Source organism: Streptomyces nitrosporeus (assembly GCF_008704555.1).
GTDB classification, from domain to species: Bacteria; Actinomycetota; Actinomycetes; order Streptomycetales; family Streptomycetaceae; genus Streptomyces; species Streptomyces nitrosporeus.
On record NZ_CP023702.1, the window covers coordinates 4,899,252 to 4,916,451 of the forward strand.

Below are 17,200 nucleotides of genomic sequence, written 5' to 3' on the forward strand. Positions count from 1 at the left end.
CGTTACCGTGACGAAACGGACTTGCGGGGGCCCGCCCACGCACCGAAGAACCAGGGAGAACCCATGGCCACCAAGGCTGAGAAGATCGTCGCCGGACTCGGAGGCATCGAGAACATCGACGAGATCGAAGGCTGCATCACCCGCCTCCGCACCGAGGTCCACGACCCCGGCAAGGTCGACGAAGCCGCGCTCAAGGCCGCCGGCGCCCACGGCGTCGTCAAGATGGGCAACGCCATCCAGGTGGTCATCGGCACCGACGCCGACCCCATCGCCGCCGACATCGAAGACATGATGTGACCCGCTGACCCGCTGACCCGCTGACCCGGTCCGCGTCCGCCCCGGTCCGTGCCCGGCCCGCGTCCGCCCCGGTCCGCGTCCTGCCCGGTCCGCGCCCACCCCGCAGGCCCCGCGCTCCCGCCGCCCCACGCGGACGGGCCCGGGGCCCGCGTCCCACCCGAACGGACCCGCCCCCGCCGGCCGGTAGGCTCGCGCCATGTCTCGAATCGACGGCCGCACCCCCGAACAGCTCCGCCCCGTCACCATCGAACGCGGATGGAGCAAGCACGCCGAGGGCTCCGTACTCATCTCCTTCGGCGACACCAAGGTCTTCTGCACCGCCTCCGTCACCGAAGGCGTCCCGCGCTGGCGCAAGGGCAGCGGAGAAGGCTGGGTCACCGCCGAGTACTCCATGCTCCCCCGCTCCACCAACACCCGCGGCGACCGCGAATCCGTGCGCGGCAAGATCGGCGGCCGCACCCACGAGATCAGCCGCCTCATCGGCCGCTCCCTGCGCGCGGTGATCGACTACAAGGCCCTCGGCGAGAACACCATCGTCCTGGACTGCGACGTCCTCCAGGCCGACGGCGGCACCCGCACCGCCGCCATCACCGGCGCCTACGTCGCCCTCGCCGACGCCGTCGCCTGGGCCCAGGGCAAGAAGATCGTCAAGGCCAACCGCAAGCCGCTCACCGGCACGGTCGCCGCGGTCAGCGTCGGCATCGTCGACGGCACCCCCCTCCTCGACCTCTGCTACGAGGAGGACGTCCGCGCCGAGACCGACATGAACGTCGTCTGCACCGGCGACGGCCGCTTCGTCGAGGTCCAGGGCACCGCCGAGGCCGAACCCTTCGACCGGGCCGAGCTGAACGCCCTCCTCGACCTCGCCACCGCCGGCTGCACCGACCTGGCCAAGCTCCAGGAAGCCGCACTCGCCCGCACAACCGCCGGGTAAAGAGGGAACCACCCGCACGGTGTGCCGCGTTGTTACGGGTACGGGCGCACGGGTCGAACCGTGCGCCCCGTCCATGTATCCGCCCGGGGGAGGAACCACACCATGGCCGCGCGCCGCCACCGACGCACCGCACTCGCCGCCACCGCCGTCCTGCTGACGCTCACCGCGGCCGCGGGCTGCGCCGGCGTGGAGAAGGCCCTGGACTGCGTCCGCACCGCGGACGCCATCGCCACCAGCGTCGACAACCTCCAGCAGGCCGTGTCCAACGCCTCGAACGACCCGACGCAGGCGTCCGAATCCCTCGACCGGATCGACAAGGAACTGGGCAACCTCGGCGACACCACGGACGACGCGGACCTCTCCAAGGCCGTCGACGACCTCCAGGCCGGTGTCACCAACGTCCGGGAAGCCATCGAGAACGGCGACGCCACCCCCGACATCGCCCCGGTCACCGACGCCGCCACCGAGATCGGCAAGGTCTGCAGCCCCTGAGACCCGGCGATAATCAGGACATGACCCGCCTGATCCTCGCCACCCGCAACGCCGGGAAAATCACCGAACTCCACGCGATCCTCGCCGACGCCGGCCTCACCCACGACCTCGTCGGCGCGGACGCGTACCCCGAGATCCCCGACGTCAGGGAAACCGGCGTCACCTTCGCCGAGAACGCCCTGCTCAAGGCGCACGCCCTGGCCCGGGCCACCGGCCACCCCGCCATCGCCGACGACTCCGGCCTCTGCGTCGACGTGCTCGGCGGGGCCCCCGGCATCTTCTCGGCCCGCTGGTCCGGCACCCACGGCGACGACACCGCCAACCTGAACCTGCTCCTGGCCCAGCTCGGCGACATCTCCGACCCCCACCGCGGGGCCTACTTCGCCTGCGCCGCGGCCCTGGCCCTCCCCGACGGCACGGAACGCGTGGTCGAGGGCCGCCTCGAAGGCACCCTGCGCCAGGCCCCGGCCGGCACCCACGGCTTCGGCTACGACCCGATCCTCCAGCCGGACGGCGAGGACCGGACCTGTGCGGAACTCTCCCCCGCGGAGAAGAACGCCATCAGCCACCGCGGCAAGGCGTTCCGGGCGCTGGTGCCGGTGGTGCGGGAGCTGGTGGGCTGACGCATTGATGCCTGGCCGTCCGGTGTGGAGGGCCAGGCATCAGGGACAGTGCGCCCGGTCGGATTCGAACCGACACAAACACGACCACCTAAAGATCGCCGCTCACCAGTTGGCGTACGGGCGCGTAGCAGTCCTCAGCTTACTGCCCTCCGCACAGCAGGGGCAGCAGGTGTCAGGAAGAGGCTCCGTCGCGCGGACCAGGAACCCCGTGTTTCTTGCCGCCCCTGCACCAGGTAGCGGTGACAGAGTGGCAGTTCGGACACAGCAGGCGGAGATTCTCCCTGCGGTCGTCACTCCAGTCCCCGTTGATGTGATCCACTTCCAAGGTCATGGGCTTGTCCAGCCAGACCGCGCCGGTCCCGCACTCGGCGCACTCTTCCGGGACGCCGGTCTCCCGCAGCGCGCGGCGTAGCAGCGCTGTCCTCGTACGGCGTCCGCCATCGTGCTTGACCAGGAGTTGTACAGCGGTCTTGGGTGCGGTGTTCCCGGCCTGTCCTCGCTGATGGCCTTGACCCAGGAAGTGTGAAGTGGTGAGTCCGTCCTCGGCGACCCACTCGCGCAGGCGGCTCCGCTGACTCGTGTTGTCCGGACGGCCCAGTCGGCGGAGGGCGTCGGCGATAGAAACGGCAGCGGCGACAGCTTCGCTCAGCTCTGCGGGGGAGGGCCGTTCCCTGGCGCTGGGGTGGACGCGGCGAGGAAAGTGGGAGACATCGATCCCGTAGTGCTCGAAGCGCCTGAACAGGTAACGGCGGAGCTGGCTGTAGGGGCGGACGCCCAGGAAGGTGACGACTTCCTGGATGTCGGCGCATCTCATCGCCGCCTCGGCCAGTCGTTCCCGTGTGTAACGGCTGGCGGCGGTCATCGCTCCTCGCCGCATACCGGGTCGCGACGCCTTTTTCCACGGCCTCGGTAGGTGTCGGTCGTCGAATGGCAGTTGGGGCAGAGCAGCCGCAGGTTTCGTAGCCGGTTGTCCTGCCAGTCGCCGTTGATGTGATCGACTTCGAGTGGCAGGGGCCGGCCCCGCCACGTCGGATCTGTACCGCACAGGGCACAGCGTTCGGCGCAGCCCATGGAGATCATGGCTCGCTTGAGCCGCTCACCGGATATACGTCGGGCAAGGGTTCCACTCCGGTTGACGAGCAGTTCCTCCGGACGTCGGCAACGTACCTCTCCCTTCCTTGACGGTGCGGTGAAGTGCGATGTGTCGATGCCCAGAGCCCTCACGCGCCGACTGATGTGGGTGTGCTGGCCCCCCACGACCTCGAGGCCGAGTCGGCGCAGTACGTCACACATGCTGGACGAGGACGTGACCGCCGCTTGGAGGACCTCCTTCGTCCATCGCGCGCCTTCTCTCTCGAAGTGGCGGGTGTCCACGCCGAGTCTCCGCATGCGCGCGAGGAGATAACGGCGTGACGAGCTCTTCGGATCCACCCCGAGCCTGCCCAGGGCTTCGGACAGTGTTCGTGATGACGCAGCCGCCGCTGTGAGGCGTTCGCGTGTGTACGGACTCGCCGGCACGTTCCCTCCATCCCCGGCCGTGCGTGCGCGGCCTCGTACGGAGCAACGAACCGTTGAGCGGACGGTCACGTCCGGAATGCGATGAGATGCGGAAGGGCCGGTACCGCTTACTGTGAAGCGGTACCGGCCCTTCCGCGGGGTGCGCGTGGGTCAGAACTTCGGGTCCGGGCTCTGGGCCTCGACCAGTTCGACCGCCTCCTCGGGGGTCTCCACCGAGGGCGGGGAGCCGGCCAGGGGCTTGTTGGCGGTCTCCTTCATGCAGGCGACCGCGATCACGCCGATCAGGGCCGCGGCCATCGCGTAGTACGCCGGCATCAGGTTCGAGCCGGACCAGCTGATCAGGGCCGTGATCACCAGCGGGGTCGTGCCGCCGAAGATCGACGCGGAGAGGTTGTAGCCGACCGACAGGGAGCCGTAGCGGACGTTGGTCGGGAAGAGCGCCGGGAGCGCGGCGGACATCGTGCCCAGCATGCAGACCAGGGAGAGGCCCAGCATCAGCATGCCGGCGGTGATGGCGACGATGCTGCCCTGGCGGATCAGCAGGAACGCGGGGAGGGACAGGAAGAGGAAGCCGAGCATGCCGGCCATCAGCAGCGGTTTGCGGCCGAAGCGGTCGGACATCTTGCCGAACCGGCTGATGATCAGCATCAGGAAGACCATGACCACGAGCAGGATGAGCAGACCGTGGGTCTCGCTGTAGCCGAGCTCGTCGGAGAGATAGGTCGGCATGTACGACAGCAGCATGTAGTCGGTGATGTTGTACGCCCCGACGAGGGCGATGCAGAGGATCAGCGTCGGCCAGTACTGCCGGAAGATCTTGGCCAGATCGCCCTTGGCGGTGGACTCGACGTGGTCGGCGGCCTCGGTGGCGTGGGCGGTGCCGCCCTCCAGCTTCTGGAAGGCCGGGGTCTCGTCGAGCCGGAGCCGCAGGTAGAGGCCGACCAGGCCGAGGGGTCCGGCGACCAGGAACGGGATGCGCCAGCCCCAGGATTCCATCTGGGGGGTGTCCAGGACCGCGTACAGGGCGGTGACCAGGCCGGCCGCGCCGACGTAGCCGGCGAGGGTGCCGAACTCCAGGAAGCTGCCGAAGAAGCCGCGGCGCTTGTCGGGGGCGTACTCGGCGATGAAGGTGGAGGCGCCGCCGTACTCGCCGCCCGTGGAGAAGCCCTGGAGCATGCGGAAGACGATCAGCAGGACGGGTGCCCAGATCCCGATGGTGTCGTGGGAGGGGATGACGCCGATCGCGAAGGTGCCGATCGCCATGAGGATCATGGTGAGGGCGAGGACCTTCTTGCGGCCGATCTTGTCGCCCATCGGTCCGAAGAACATGCCGCCCAGCGGCCGGACCAGGAAGGCGACGGCGAAGGTCGCGAAGGACGAGAGCAGCTGGGTGGTGTCGTTCCCGGACGGGAAGAAGACGTGGCCGATGGTGACGGCCAGGTAGGAGTAGATGCCGAAGTCGAACCACTCCATGGCGTTACCGAGGGAGGCCGCCTTCACCGCGCGCTTGACCGCCTGGTCGTCGGTGACGGTGATGTCGGTCCGACGGAGCCGGGGGTTCTGGCGCTTCCTGATGGCACGGAAGAGGGCGGGATGGCGTTTGACCGCTTCAGGGTCGGCCGCCTGGTGGGGGTCGGAGGCCGCCATGGCCGGTTCCTTTCCTCGAAGGGTGTTCCAGGAAAGGCTTCTGCGCGGTCATGGCGGCTGCAAACCGAATTCACGGCCGAATGCGACGCCGGTCACATGTTTTCGGCCAAGGGATGGCCGAAGGGTCAGATGCCGAGATCCTTGATGATCTTGGCTACGTGGCCCGTCGCCCTGACGTTGTAGAGAGCCTGCTCCACCTTGCCCTCCTCGTCGACGACGATCGTGGAGCGGATGACGCCTGTCACCACTTTGCCGTAGAGCTTCTTCTCGCCGTAGGCGCCGTAGGCCTCCAGGGTCTTCTTGGAGGGGTCGCCGACCAGCTTGACCTGGAGGTTCTCCTTCTCGCGGAAGGCGGCGAGCTTCTCCGGCTTGTCGGGGGAGACGCCGATGACGTCGTAGCCCGCGCCGGAGAGGAGTTCCAGGTTGTCGGTGAAGTCGCAGGCCTGCTTGGTGCAACCGGGGGTAAGTGCGGCGGGGTAGAAGTAGACGATGACCTTGCGGCCCTTGTGGTCCGCCAGCGAGACGTCCTTGCCGTCGGCGTCCGGAAGGGTGAAGGCGGGTGCGGTGTCGCCGGGCTGGAGTCGCTCGCTCATGGTTCTCCTCGGGTGGCAGGCGGGCTGTACGGGACCGAGCGTAGTAGGGCGTGTCAGGGGAAGTAGGGGGTGCCGCCGGGTGTACGGGCGGCCGAGCTGACAGACTGTCGATGAAGGTTTACCGGACGACGACCACGGAGGCGGCGCAGTGTCGGATACCAGGACCCCTGCGCAGATCGAGGCGGACATCATCGGCAGGCGTGAGCAGCTGGCGCTGGTGCTGGACGAGATCGGTGTGCGGGTGCACCCCAAGACGATCATGGGTGACGCGAAGGCCAAGGTGGCGTCCACGGTGGACCGGACGGCGGGGCGGGCTTTCGTCGCGGTGAACCGGTCGGTGTCGGATGTGAAGGCGCAGTTCGTGGCGGAGGACGGTTCGCCCCGCCTGGAGCGTGTGGTTCCGGCGGCGTTGCTGGTGGCGGGCGCGGTTTCGCTGCTGGTGGTGTCGTCGCGGCGCAGGAAGCGCTGCTGAGTCCGCGGGTGCGGCGGGGGCCGCGGCCGTGGTGCCCGGGGCGTTCGCCGGTGTCCGCCCCGCCGGTCGGTCCGGTGTCCGGGAGGGCGGGTCGTGGCCCTGGGGCGTGCGGGCGGGGCCGGGGCAGGTAGGTTTCGGGGCGTGAGTGAGAACACCGACGACAAGCTGCCCATCCGGATGCTGCACGACCGCGTGCTGGTCCGGTCCGATTCCCCCGAGGGTGAGCGGCGTTCCGGCGGCGGCATCCTGATCCCGGCGACGGCGGCGGTGGGCCGGCGTCTGGCGTGGGCCGCGGTGGTCGCGGTCGGTCAGAACGTGCGGACCGTGGAGCCGGGCGACCGGGTGCTGTACGACCCGGAGGACCGTGCGGAGGTCGAGGTCCGCGGTGTGGCGTACGTGCTGATGCGGGAGCGGGACCTGCACGCGGTGGCGGCGGACCGGTTCGAGGGTGCGGTGGATTCGACCGGGCTGTATCTGTAGCGGGACGCGGTGCCCGCGGGGTGCCGCGGGGCTTCGCGCGGATGGTTCACGCGGGCGGTGTGCGTGGAGGGTCCGCGTGGACCGGCCGTGTGGGGGAGGGCCCGGTGACCGTGGTCACCGGGCCTTTCGCGTGGGCGGCGGCGCTTGTTACGGTGGATGTTCCCGACGAGACGCGCCGTACCGGGTTTCCGCAAAGACGACGCACCTGTTGTCCGTGTGTTCCGTCGTGTGGAGGTGCCGTCATGGCATGGGTGCTGCTGATCGTCGCGGGTCTGCTGGAAGTGGGCTGGTCGATCGGGATGAAGTACACCGAGGGGTTCACCCGGCTGTGGCCGAGTGTGTTCACCGGTATGGGGATCGTGGCCAGCATGATGCTGCTGTCGCAGGCGGCGAAGACGCTGCCGATCGGGACGGCGTACGGGGTGTGGGTCGGGATCGGTGCGGCGGGTGCCGCGGTGCTGGGCATGGTGGTGCTGAACGAGCCGGTGACGGCGGCCCGGATCTTCTTCGTCTGTCTGCTGCTGGTCGCGGTGGTGGGTCTGAAGGCGACCTCGGGGCACTGAGGCTCCGGACGGGTCGAGAGGGGCGCCGCGAGCCGGGCGCCCCTCTTCGTCCGTCTTCCCGGCCGTCCTGCTCAGCCGTGGGAGCCGGTGGCGGGGGTGGGGCCGGCCGTCTCCTGGCGGGGTCCCGGTGCCGGGGCGGCCGGTGTGTTCTTCGTGGGCGGTGCGGTGGGCTTCGTGTCCGCCGTGCCGCCCGCGGTGGTTCTCGCGGTGGGTTTCGTGGCGGGTTTCGCGGTGCGGCGGTCGGCGGGGGAGCCGCCCGGGGGAGAGGTGTCGCCGCCTTCGGCTTCCTCGGTGTCGCCGGTGTCCTCGGGGGCCCTGGAGGGGTCCGGGCTGCCGGAGGCGTCGGGGTCGTCCTCCTCGGGGCCTTCCTCCGCGTCCAGTTCGAAGCCCTGCACCTCGCTGCCCCGGAGGGCGGCCCGGGTGTAGGCGCCCCAGGTCTGGGCGGGTGCGCCGCCGCCGTTCATACGGGCGAGGCCCAGTGCTCCGTACAGGGATTTCTGGATGCCGGTCTCGGGGTCCTGGCCCATGACGGCGATGACGGTGGCGAGGCCGGGGGTGTAGCCGGCGAACCAGGCGGCGCGGTCCTCCTCGGCGGTGCCGGTCTTGCCGGCGGCGGGGCGGCCGGCGGCCTGGGCGGCGGTGCCGGTGCCGCCCTTGACGACGCTCAGCAGGACGGAGGTGGTGGTGTCGGCGGCCTTGCGGCTGATGGCCTGCCGGGCGTCCCTGGCGGGGAGGTCGAGATCGGTTCCGTCCTTGCTGATCTTCACCACGAGTGTGTGGGGGCGCTGTCTGCCGTGGTCGGCGAGGGTCGCGTAGGCGGAGGCCATGTCGACGACGCTGGCGGTGGCGGGGCCGAGCGCGATGGAGGGGGAGGCGGTGAGGTCGGGGGTGTCCGTGGGGATGCCGAGGGCGACGGCGGTGCTTCTGACCTGTTCGGGGCCGACGTCCTGGGCCATCTGCGCGTAGACGGCGTTGACGGACTTGTCGGTGGCTTCGCGGACGGTGATGTGTCCGTAGTCGACGTCGTCCTCGTTGGCGGGGGAGTAGCCGGTGGAGCCGGCCTTGCTCTGGACGGTGCGTTCGTTGGTGCCGTCGTAGCGGGTGTTGGGGGTGATGACGCGTCCGTCCTGGGTGGTGGAGCCGTTGTCGAGTGCGGCGGCGAGGACGAACGGTTTGAAGGTGGAGCCGACCTGGTAGTCGCGGCGGGTGGCGTTGTTGACGTACTGCCTGGTGTAGTCGACGCCGCCGTAGAGGGCGACGACGTGGCCGTTGGCGGGGTCGACCGAGGCGCCGCCGGCGCGGACGTTGCGGTCGGCCTCGCGTTCGTCGTCGGTCCTGGCGAGGACGTTCTCCTCGACGGCGGCGACGAGGGCGTCCTGCTTGCCCTTCTGGAGGGTGGTGGTGATGCGGTAGCCGCCGGTGGCGAGGGTCTCCGTGTCGATGATCTTGTTGGCGGCGAGGTACTCCTCGACGGCCTGGACGATGTAGCCGCGCTGTCCGGAGAGGGCGGTGGCGGGCTTGGCCTCGCCGGGTACGGGGAAGGACATGGCTTCGCGGTCGGAGGAGCTGAGCCACTTCTCCTTGACCATGCCGTCCAGGACGTAGTTCCAGCGGGCGAGGACGGCCTTGCGGTTCTCGGGGTGGACGACGACGTCGTAGTTGCTGGGGGAGTTGAGCAGGGAGGCGAGGTAGGCGCCTTCGCCGATGCCGAGTTCGTCGACGTCCTTGCCGTAGTAGGCGTGGGAGGCGGCCTGGATGCCGTAGGCGTTGCGGCCGAAGTAGCTGGTGTTGAGGTAGCCCTCGAGGATCTCGTCCTTGCTCTGTTCGCGGTCGAGCTTGATCGAGATGAAGAACTCCTTGGCCTTGCGGACGAGGGTCTGCTCCTGGCCGAGGTAGTAGTTCTTGACGTACTGCTGGGTGATGGTGGAGCCGCCCTGGCGGCCCTTGCCGGTGACGGTGTTCCAGCCGGCGCGGAGGGTGGCCTTCACGTCGATGGCGTCCTCGGAGTAGAAGTCCCGGTCCTCGGCGGCGAGTACGGCGTGCTGGATGTCGCGGGGGATGCGGGAGAGGGGGATCTTCTCGCGGTTGATCTCGCCGTCGCGGGCGATGACGTCGCCGTCCTCGTACAGGTAGACGTTGGACTGGGCGGTGGCGGCGGCGTTGGCGGCGGGGATGTCGACGAGCTGGTAGCCGATGAGGAAGCCGCCGGCGAGGAGCAGGGCGAGGACGGCGGTGGCGCCGAGGGCCATGCGCCAGGTGGGTACGGCCCGCCGCCAGCCGGTGCGCCTGGGGCGCTTGCGTTTTTTGCGGGCGCCGTCCGCTTCGCCCGGTGCGCCGTCCGTGTCCGTGGGGGCGGGGTCCGGGGTGTGCGCGTCGGCCGGGTGGCCGGGGCCGGGTGTGTGCTCCGCGGCCGGGGGGTCCTGGGGGGTCCGGTCCTCGGGGCCTTGCTGACCGGGGTCTGAGCTGTGCTGTGGTGGCTCGTTGCTCATGACGGTGGTGGCTCCTCGACGACGAGTGATTGTCCCATAGTGCCCTTTTTGTGCCGTTGACCCCTGGATCCGTTACGGAAATCGGGTCGCGGCGGCCGCCCCGGGTGGACTAGCGTCGTGCGCTTTGGTCCGGAGTGCCGTCGAGGCGCGTCCGGCGGGTGTCCGGTGTGCCGGGGTGAGGGGGACGTGGTGCGGCTCTACTCCGTGGTGGCGGCCGGAGGGTTCCGGCGGTACGCCACCTACCGGGTGGCGACGGCGGCGGGGGTGTTCACCAACACCGTCTTCGGCTTCATCGTCGCGTACACCTACATGGCGCTGTGGGAGACCCGCCCCCGGCTCGGCGGGTACGACATGTCCGAGGCGCTGACGTACGTGTGGCTGGGGCAGGCGCTGCTGGCGGCCTGCGCGATGATGGGCGGCGGTTTCGAGGAGGAGATGGTCGAGCGGATCCGTACGGGTGACATCGCGGTGGACCTGTACCGGCCCGTGGACCTCCAGCTGTGGTGGCTGGCGGGGGACCTCGGGCGGGCGGCGTTCCAGCTGCTGGGGCGGGGTGTCGTACCGATGGCGCTGGGCGCGCTGGCGTTCGATCTGGCGCTGCCGGGCTCACCGGTGACGTGGGTGGCCTTCCTGGTGTCGGTGACGCTGGGGGCGGTGGTGAGTTTCGCGCTGCGGTTCCTGGTGGCCCTGTCGGCGTTCTGGCTGCTGGACGGGGCGGGCGCGATGCAGATCTCGATGCTCGCGGGGCTGTTCTTCTCCGGCATGGTGCTGCCGCTGACGCTGTTCCCGGGACTGCTGGGCGAGGTCGCGCGGGCGATGCCGTGGTCCTCGCTGTTGCAGGTCCCCGCCGATGTGTTCCTCGGCAAGCACACGGGCTGGGGCCTGGTGCGGGCCTACGCCTTCCAGGCCGGATGGGCGGTGGCGCTGTTGCTGGCAGGGCGGCTGCTGCAGTCGGTGGCGACCAGGAGGGTGGTGGTCCAGGGTGGCTGAGACCGGGGCGGAGCGGGCCGGGAGGGCCGAGACCGGGGCGGAGCGGGCCGGGAGGGCCGAGGCCGGGGCGGAGTGGTTCGAGGAGGCCGGGTTCGACCGGCGCTCGCGTGCGGTCGAAGGGGTGCGGGCGTACGCGCTGATCGTGGCGATGTGGGTGCGGTCCACGCTGGCCTACCGGGCGTCGTTCGTGATGACGGCGGCCGCGAACTTCATGGTGACCGCGTTCGACTTCGTGACGATCATGCTGATGTTCACCCATGTGGACGCGCTGGCGGGTTACTCCCTGCCGGAGGTCGCGCTGCTGTACGGGACGTCGGCGACGGCGTTCGGGCTGTCGGATCTGCTGATGGGCTCGGTCGAGCGGCTGGGGCGGCGGGTGCGGGACGGGACGCTGGACACCCTGCTGGTGCGGCCGGTGCCGGTGCTGGCGCAGATCGCCGCGGACCGGTTCGCGCTGCGCCGGGTGGGGCGGCTCACCCAGGGCCTGGTGGTGCTCGGGTACGCCCTGGTGAGTGTGGACGTGGACTGGACACCGCTGAAGGTGCTGATGCTGCCGCTGATGGTGCTGACCGGGGCGGCGATCTTCGGGGCGGTGTTCGTGGCGGGGGCGGCGTTCCAGTTCTGGGCGCAGGACGCCTCGCAGGTGCAGCACGCGTTCACGTACGGGGGGACGACGCTGTTGCAGTACCCGCCGGCCGTCTTCGCGAAGGAACTGGTGCGCGGGGTGACGTTCGTGGTGCCGCTGGCCTTCGTGAGCTGGCTGCCCACGCTGTACGTGCTGGACCGGGACTATCCGCTGGGGCTGCCGTCCTGGGCGGCTTTCCTGGGGCCGGCCGTGGCGTGCGGGTGCCTGGTGCTCGCCGGGCTGGCGTGGCGGACGGGGCTGCGGTCGTACCGCAGCACGGGGAGCTGAGGAGTGGGCGTGGACAGCGATTTCATCGAACTCGACGGGGTCGAGAAGGTCTTCGACGTACGTCGTAAAGCGGGTTTCCTGCGGCGGGAGCGGCAGGAGGTACGGGCCGTGGACGGCATCAGCTTCCGGGTGCCGCGCGGGGAGATGGTGGGTTACATCGGGCCGAACGGCGCGGGCAAGTCGACGACGATCAAGATGCTGACGGGGATCCTCACCCCCAGCGGGGGCCGGCTGAGGGTGGCCGGGATCGACCCCTCCCGGGAGCGTACGAGGCTGGCCCACCGGATCGGGGTGGTGTTCGGGCAGCGCACCACCCTCTGGTGGGACCTGCCGCTGCGTGACTCGTACCGGCTGATGCACCGGATGTACCGGGTCCCGGACCGGCGTTTCCGGGAGAACCTGGACCGCTGTGTGGAGCTTCTGGACCTGGGTGCCCTGCTGGACGTGCCGGTGCGTCAGCTGTCGCTGGGGCAGCGGATGCGCGGGGACATCACGGCGGCGCTGCTGCACGATCCGGAGGTGCTGTACCTGGACGAGCCGACGATCGGGCTCGATGTGATCTCCAAGGTGAAGGTGCGGGACTTCCTGCGCGATCTGAACGCCGAGCGGTCCACGACGGTGCTGCTGACCACCCACGACCTGACCGACATCGAGCAGTTGTGCCGGCGGGTGATGGTGATCGACCACGGGCGCCTGGTGTACGACGGGGCGCTGGACGGGCTGCACGAGGCGGGCCGGAGCGAGCGCGTCCTGGTGGTCGACCTGGAAAGGGAGCTGCCGCCGGTCGAGCCGCCCGGTGAGCTCTCCGCCCGGGTGGTGAAGGTGGAAGGCCCCCGGCAGTGGCTGGCGTTCCCCGCGTCGGCGTCGGCGGCTCCGCTGGTGGCGTGGCTGGCGGCGGCCCACCCGCTGGTGGACCTGTCGGTACGGGAGCCGGACATCGAGGCGGTCATCGCGAAGATGTACGCGGCCGGCCGGGAGGCCGGTGACCGGAACACCTGAGGGGCCCGGTACCGCGGGCCGGCCGGGTCCCCTTTTCGCGGCCGGGGCCGTCGAGGGCTGTCCTGTGCTTCCCGGCGGGCGTGCGACGGCAGCCACGGCACCGCGCGGTGTCGCCGGGACGTCCGCGTACTCCCCCGGTGGTTCCGTCTGGGGGCGCCTCCGTCCGTAGGTGAACCCCCTCCGCCTCGCAGCGCTCCCCCACAGCCTGAACGGTGTGGGAGGGGCTCTGCCGCCTGACGCCGTGCGCCGGTCCACCACGGATTGCGGAGCAGCCCTTAGGCGGTGTCCGGGTTGCTCTATAGGCTGCTCGGCATGACAAGTGAACGTCCGGACATGCGGGCTTCCGATGCGGAACGTGAGCGGATCGCCGAGACGCTGCGGGAGGCCGTGGCCGAGGGCCGGCTGGAGATGGACGAGTTCGAGCAGAGGCTCGACGCGACGTACAAGGCCCGTACGCACGGGGAGTTGGAGCCGCTGGTGCGGGATCTCCCCGCGCCGGGCACGGCGGTGGCGCCGGTGAGCGGTCCGGCCGCGGTGTCCGCCGGGCGTGCGGCGGGGGCGGTGGACTGGTCGCGGCGGATCGGGAAGCCCGCGACGTCCTCGGGGGGTTTCGCGTTCTGGGGCGGGTTCGGCCGTAAGGGCCGCTGGACGGTCAGCCGGGTGTTCACCGCGTTCGCGATGTGGGGCGGGGGCGAGATCGACCTGCGCGAGGCGGACTTCGAGGACCGCGAGGTCGTGATCCGCTGTTTCGCGATCATGGGCGGGATCCAGGTGAAGGTGTCCCCGGACGTCCATCTGCACGTCAACGGGGTCGGCATCATGGGCGGGTTCGACGAGCAGACCAAGGACGCCGCCTTCGACGACCCGGCGCCCGACGCGCCCCGGGTCCGGGTGACCGGCTTCGCCCTGATGGGCGGGGTGGGTGTGGACCGCAAGTGGAGCAAGGCGCAGCGGCAGCGGCTCAGGGCGGCGGAGCGCGACGAGCCGCGGGGCCGGCTGGAGAAGCGGGACGGGGACTGAGCGCCCGGCGCCCGGTCCGGGCCGGTCCGGGCGGTGGCTGGGGCTTGCGCGGCCCGGTCCGGGGCGGGCCCGGTGGCGGAAGGGGCCCGCGAGGACGGGTCCGGGCCCGGTGGTGGAGGCAGCCCGCGCGGTCAGGGCCGGGCGTCCGCGCGGGCGCGGGTGTCAGAAGGCGCCGGCCTTCGGGGCTCCGGAGAGGGCCGTGAGGTCGATCAGGTCGCCCAGTGCCTGGTAACCGGTGTCGTTGAAGTGGAGCCCGTCGCCGGAGTCGTAGGCGGGCAGCACCCGGGCGGGGGCGGACGGGTCGCGTACGGCGCGGTCGAAGTCGGCGAAGTCGTCGAAGACACCGCCGGACCGGATCCGCTCGTTGACCGCCTGGCGCACGGCCTCGCGCTCCGGGGTCCAGGTGGGGAACCCGCCGAACGGCGTCAGGGTGGTGCCCACGACGCGCAGACCGCGTGCCTCGGCGCGCTCCACGAGGGAGCGGAGACCGTCCACGATGCGTCCGGCGTCGGGCTCGGCGGGTGCCTGCTGGACGTCGTTGATGCCGAGCGAGACGATCACGGTCTTCGCCCCGGAGACGGAGAGCACATCGCGTTCGAAGCGGTGGATTCCGGCCTGGCCGCCGATGCCGCCCCGGGTGGCCGGGCTGTCGAGCAGCAGCCGGTTCCCGGCGATCCCCTGGTTGGCGATGCCGTAGCGGTGCTGGAGGCGGTCGGAGAGCACGTCCGTCCAGCGGGTGTTGGCGTCGGTGGTGGAGCCGCTGCCCGCGGTGAGCGAGTCGCCGATCACGACGATCGCGCCCGGCGCGGTGTCGTTCAGGACCTCGACCGCGGTGAGGTAGCGCCAGTTGGCGGTGGACCAGGTGCCCTTGTCGTCGGCCAGGTAGGACGTCTGGTGGGTGTTGGGGTGGTAGGTGACGGGCCCGCCGCCGGCCGGGGTGCGCAGGGCGACGACGAGATCGGCGTCCGGGGCGACCGGGACGGTCACGGGGTCGCTGACGACCTGCCGGCCGGCCGCGATCGTGACGGTGGCGCTGCCCTCGAAGGTGACCGGGCGGGTGTTGACGGTGGCCTGGTCTATGACGAGCGGCGCGGTGCCGAAGAGGTTGGACAGGGTGATGCGGGCCGCGTCACCGCCGATGCTGGTGTGGACGGTGTTACGGATGACATGGCCCGGGTAACCGCTCTCGGTGTCCGGTTCGCCGCTGACGGGCGCCCCGGTCCAGGTCACGATCCAGGTGCCGGCCGCGTTGGCGGGTGCGGCGGGGGTGGCGGCCGGGACGGGATTGCGCGGTACGGACCGTGCGCGTCCGTCGTCGAAGGACGGTGAGCGGCGGTCCGCGGTGATCAGCGACGTACCGAAGGCGAGTGCTGCGGCGAATGCGGCAGTGCCTGCCACGAGGGCGATGAGCAGGGCGTACCCCTGGCGCCTGGGCATGGGTGGTGGTTCTCCTTGCGATGATCTTGCTGGTCCCATCATGCGACAGGCCCTGGGGAACTCGGCGTGCGGCCCGGGAGTAGGTCAGGCAGGGACAATCGCGTACGACACGGGTGACGCGCCGGCGGACAGGTGGAGCGGATGGAAAAGGACGCGGGGCAGGGAGCGGGCACGGGCCCCGGTGCGGAGCGGCCGGACCCCGGCGCGGAACCGGGTACGGGTGCGGGTGTGGGGCAGGGCGGGGAAGCGGATACGGGGCAGGGCCGGGAGCCGGGGCCGCCGGCGCGGCCGGAGGAGACACCGGATACGGGCGCGGTCGCGGTGGGCGGCGCGCCGTCCGGCGTACCGCCGGGGGCGGCTCCGGGCGGGCGTGCGGCCGGGGGCGGGCCTGCCGGTGAGCGGCGGACCGCGGGTGCGGCCGGGGGTCTGGGGGGTTTCGCGTACACCGCCGCCGACGAGGAGAAGCGGCGTGGTGTGCGCCGTATGAAGACCACCGCCACCGGTCTGCTCCTGCTCGTCGCGCTCGTGTACGTCCTCGCCACCTGGGCGAAGAACTCGGGTGTGGGCGGCTGGCCGGGCTACGTCGCCGCGGCAGCCGAGGCGGGCATGGTGGGCGCGCTCGCCGACTGGTTCGCCGTCACGGCGCTGTTCCGGCGCCCGCTCGGCCTGCCCATCCCGCACACCGCCATCATTCCCACCAAGAAGGATCAACTCGGAGCCTCACTTGGTTCCTTCGTGGGCGAGAACTTTCTCTCCGGAGACGTCGTCCGTGACCGAATTCACGCTCTGGGCGTGGGTTCCCGGCTCGGTACGTGGCTGGCGCAGCCGGAACACGCCGACCGGGTCACCGCCGAACTGGCCACCGCCCTGCGCGGTGCGCTGACCGTGCTGCGTGACTCCGACGTCCAGGCGGTGGTCGGCGAGGCGATCACCCGGCGGGCGGACTCGGTGGAGATCGCCCCCGGCATGGGCAAGATGCTGGACAAGGTCGTCGTGGACGGCGGGCACCGCAAGGTCGTCGACCTGGTCTGCACCCGGGCCCACGACTGGCTGGTGCTGCACGGGGATTCCGTGATGGACGCGGTGCAGGGCGGGGCGCCCGGGTGGACCCCGCGTTTCGTGGACAAGCGGGTGGGTGAGCGGGTCTACAAGGAACTGCTGCGGTTCGTCACGGAGATGCGCGACATGCCCGGCCATCCGGCGCGCGGTGCGATCGACACGTTCCTGACGGACTTCGCCGCCGATCTCCAGACCGACCCGGACACCCGCGCGCGGGTGGAACGGCTGAAGTCGGAGATCCTGGGCCGCGGTGAGGTGCAGGACGTCATCGCCTCCGCCTGGTCGGCGGTCCGGGCGATGGTCATCGCGGCGGCCGAGGACGAGCGGAGCGAACTGCGGCTGCGCGCCCGGGCGTCGCTGATGTCGCTGGGGGCCAGGCTGGCGACGGACGAGCGGCTCCAGGGCAAGCTGGAGGGCTGGCTGGAGGACGCGGCGGCCTACGTCGTCACCACGTACCGCACGGAGATCACCTCGCTGATCAGCGACACGGTCGCCGGGTGGGACGCGGACCAGACCTCGAAGAAGATCGAGGCGCACATCGGGCGCGACCTCCAGTTCATCCGGATCAACGGCACGGTGGTGGGTGCGCTGGCCGGCCTGGCGATCTACTCGGTCTCCCACGCGCTGGGAGGCTGAGCGGGCCGGGCACGCGTGGGGCCCGGGGCCGCCGACGC

Annotated in this window: 18 protein-coding genes, 1 tRNA gene and 1 riboswitch; of the genes, 12 read left to right on the forward strand and 7 right to left on the reverse strand. The window is 70.9% G+C overall.

The annotated features are described in order from the left end of the window. Positions 1–21 precede the first annotated feature (21 nt). The 4 genes from CP967_RS21695 (at position 22) to rdgB (ending at position 2,346) form a co-directional block, all read left to right on the forward strand. Entirely contained in the window at positions 22–297 is a 276-nt protein-coding gene (locus CP967_RS21695) for a PTS sugar transporter subunit IIB (protein ID WP_268253022.1), read from the forward strand. A 196-nt stretch (positions 298–493) separates the two neighbouring features. Continuing rightward, positions 494–1,231, forward strand: coding sequence for a ribonuclease PH (gene rph, locus CP967_RS21700; protein WP_150489567.1), 738 nt, complete (start codon positions 494–496; stop codon positions 1,229–1,231). 102 nt (positions 1,232–1,333) lie between these two features. Next, positions 1,334–1,723, forward strand: coding sequence for a hypothetical protein (locus CP967_RS21705; RefSeq protein WP_150489568.1), 390 nt, complete (start codon positions 1,334–1,336; stop codon positions 1,721–1,723). 20 nt (positions 1,724–1,743) lie between these two features. Continuing rightward, positions 1,744–2,346 carry an RdgB/HAM1 family non-canonical purine NTP pyrophosphatase gene (gene rdgB, locus CP967_RS21710; RefSeq protein ID WP_150489569.1) on the forward strand — a complete coding sequence of 201 codons (603 nt, stop codon included), beginning with the start codon at positions 1,744–1,746 and terminating at the stop codon, positions 2,344–2,346. Positions 2,347–2,395: 49 nt separating this feature from the next. On the opposite strand, the gene CP967_RS21715 is transcribed toward rdgB, so the two are convergent. From CP967_RS21715 to bcp, 5 genes are all read right to left on the reverse strand, one after another. Beyond that, positions 2,396–2,470: transfer RNA gene (locus CP967_RS21715), tRNA-Leu, on the reverse strand. A 48-nt stretch (positions 2,471–2,518) separates the two neighbouring features. Continuing rightward, positions 2,519–3,208, reverse strand: coding sequence for an HNH endonuclease (locus CP967_RS21720; protein ID WP_150489570.1), 690 nt, complete (start codon positions 3,206–3,208; stop codon positions 2,519–2,521). Then, positions 3,205–3,864: an HNH endonuclease signature motif containing protein gene (locus tag CP967_RS21725; protein ID WP_150489571.1), complete on the reverse strand. Its 660-nt coding sequence runs from the start codon at positions 3,862–3,864 to the stop codon at positions 3,205–3,207. The genes CP967_RS21720 and CP967_RS21725 overlap by 4 nt, the downstream gene beginning before the upstream one ends. 150 nt (positions 3,865–4,014) lie before the next feature. Then, positions 4,015–5,511, reverse strand: a complete 1,497-nt coding sequence (gene proP / locus CP967_RS21730) for a glycine betaine/L-proline transporter ProP (protein ID WP_150489572.1) — start codon at positions 5,509–5,511, stop codon at positions 4,015–4,017. A gap of 125 nt (positions 5,512–5,636) precedes the next feature. Continuing rightward, complete coding sequence (gene bcp, locus CP967_RS21735) at positions 5,637–6,104, reverse strand: thioredoxin-dependent thiol peroxidase (RefSeq protein ID WP_150489573.1); 468 nt, start codon at positions 6,102–6,104, stop codon at positions 5,637–5,639. A 148-nt stretch (positions 6,105–6,252) separates the two neighbouring features. Between bcp and CP967_RS21740 the strand changes: the two genes are divergently transcribed. The 3 genes from CP967_RS21740 to CP967_RS21750 all read left to right on the forward strand — a co-directional run bounded on the left by CP967_RS21740 (position 6,253) and on the right by CP967_RS21750 (position 7,619). After that, a complete protein-coding gene (locus CP967_RS21740) occupies positions 6,253–6,576 on the forward strand; it encodes a DUF3618 domain-containing protein (RefSeq protein WP_150489574.1) in 324 nt (107 codons plus the stop codon). Positions 6,577–6,717: 141 nt separating this feature from the next. Continuing rightward, positions 6,718–7,056 carry a GroES family chaperonin gene (locus tag CP967_RS21745; RefSeq protein WP_150489575.1) on the forward strand — a complete coding sequence of 113 codons (339 nt, stop codon included), beginning with the start codon at positions 6,718–6,720 and terminating at the stop codon, positions 7,054–7,056. Between the two features lie 140 nt (positions 7,057–7,196). After that, positions 7,197–7,262: riboswitch (guanidine-III (ykkC-III) riboswitch) on the forward strand. A 36-nt stretch (positions 7,263–7,298) separates the two neighbouring features. Beyond that, positions 7,299–7,619, forward strand: a complete 321-nt coding sequence (locus CP967_RS21750; RefSeq protein ID WP_150489576.1) for a DMT family transporter — start codon at positions 7,299–7,301, stop codon at positions 7,617–7,619. Between the two features lie 71 nt (positions 7,620–7,690). Here the strand turns inward: CP967_RS21750 and CP967_RS21755 are convergent, their stop codons facing one another. Continuing rightward, a complete protein-coding gene (locus CP967_RS21755; protein ID WP_150489577.1) occupies positions 7,691–10,108 on the reverse strand; it encodes a transglycosylase domain-containing protein in 2,418 nt (805 codons plus the stop codon). Between the two features lie 189 nt (positions 10,109–10,297). On the opposite strand from CP967_RS21755, the gene CP967_RS21760 reads away from it, so the two are divergent. The 4 genes from CP967_RS21760 (at position 10,298) to CP967_RS21775 (ending at position 14,030) form a co-directional block, all read left to right on the forward strand. Next, positions 10,298–11,098, forward strand: a complete 801-nt coding sequence (locus CP967_RS21760) for an ABC transporter permease (RefSeq protein WP_150489578.1) — start codon at positions 10,298–10,300, stop codon at positions 11,096–11,098. Next, positions 11,091–12,011, forward strand: coding sequence for an ABC transporter permease (locus CP967_RS21765; RefSeq protein WP_229888360.1), 921 nt, complete (start codon positions 11,091–11,093; stop codon positions 12,009–12,011). The genes CP967_RS21760 and CP967_RS21765 overlap by 8 nt, the downstream gene beginning before the upstream one ends. A 9-nt stretch (positions 12,012–12,020) precedes the next feature. Beyond that, the gene (locus CP967_RS21770; RefSeq protein ID WP_150489579.1) at positions 12,021–13,010 is read left to right on the forward strand and encodes an ABC transporter ATP-binding protein; all 990 of its coding nucleotides are present in this window, start codon (positions 12,021–12,023) and stop codon (positions 13,008–13,010) included. A 312-nt stretch (positions 13,011–13,322) separates the two neighbouring features. Beyond that, positions 13,323–14,030: a DUF1707 SHOCT-like domain-containing protein gene (locus tag CP967_RS21775; RefSeq protein ID WP_150489580.1), complete on the forward strand. Its 708-nt coding sequence runs from the start codon at positions 13,323–13,325 to the stop codon at positions 14,028–14,030. Between the two features lie 162 nt (positions 14,031–14,192). Here the strand turns inward: CP967_RS21775 and CP967_RS21780 are convergent, their stop codons facing one another. Beyond that, positions 14,193–15,467 (reverse strand): SGNH/GDSL hydrolase family protein, encoded by a 1,275-nt coding sequence (locus CP967_RS21780; protein ID WP_150489581.1) that lies wholly within the window; start codon positions 15,465–15,467, stop codon positions 14,193–14,195. Positions 15,468–15,608: 141 nt separating this feature from the next. Between CP967_RS21780 and CP967_RS21785 the strand changes: the two genes are divergently transcribed. Further along, complete coding sequence (locus CP967_RS21785) at positions 15,609–17,162, forward strand: DUF445 family protein (protein ID WP_150489582.1); 1,554 nt, start codon at positions 15,609–15,611, stop codon at positions 17,160–17,162. Positions 17,163–17,200: the final 38 nt, after the last annotated feature.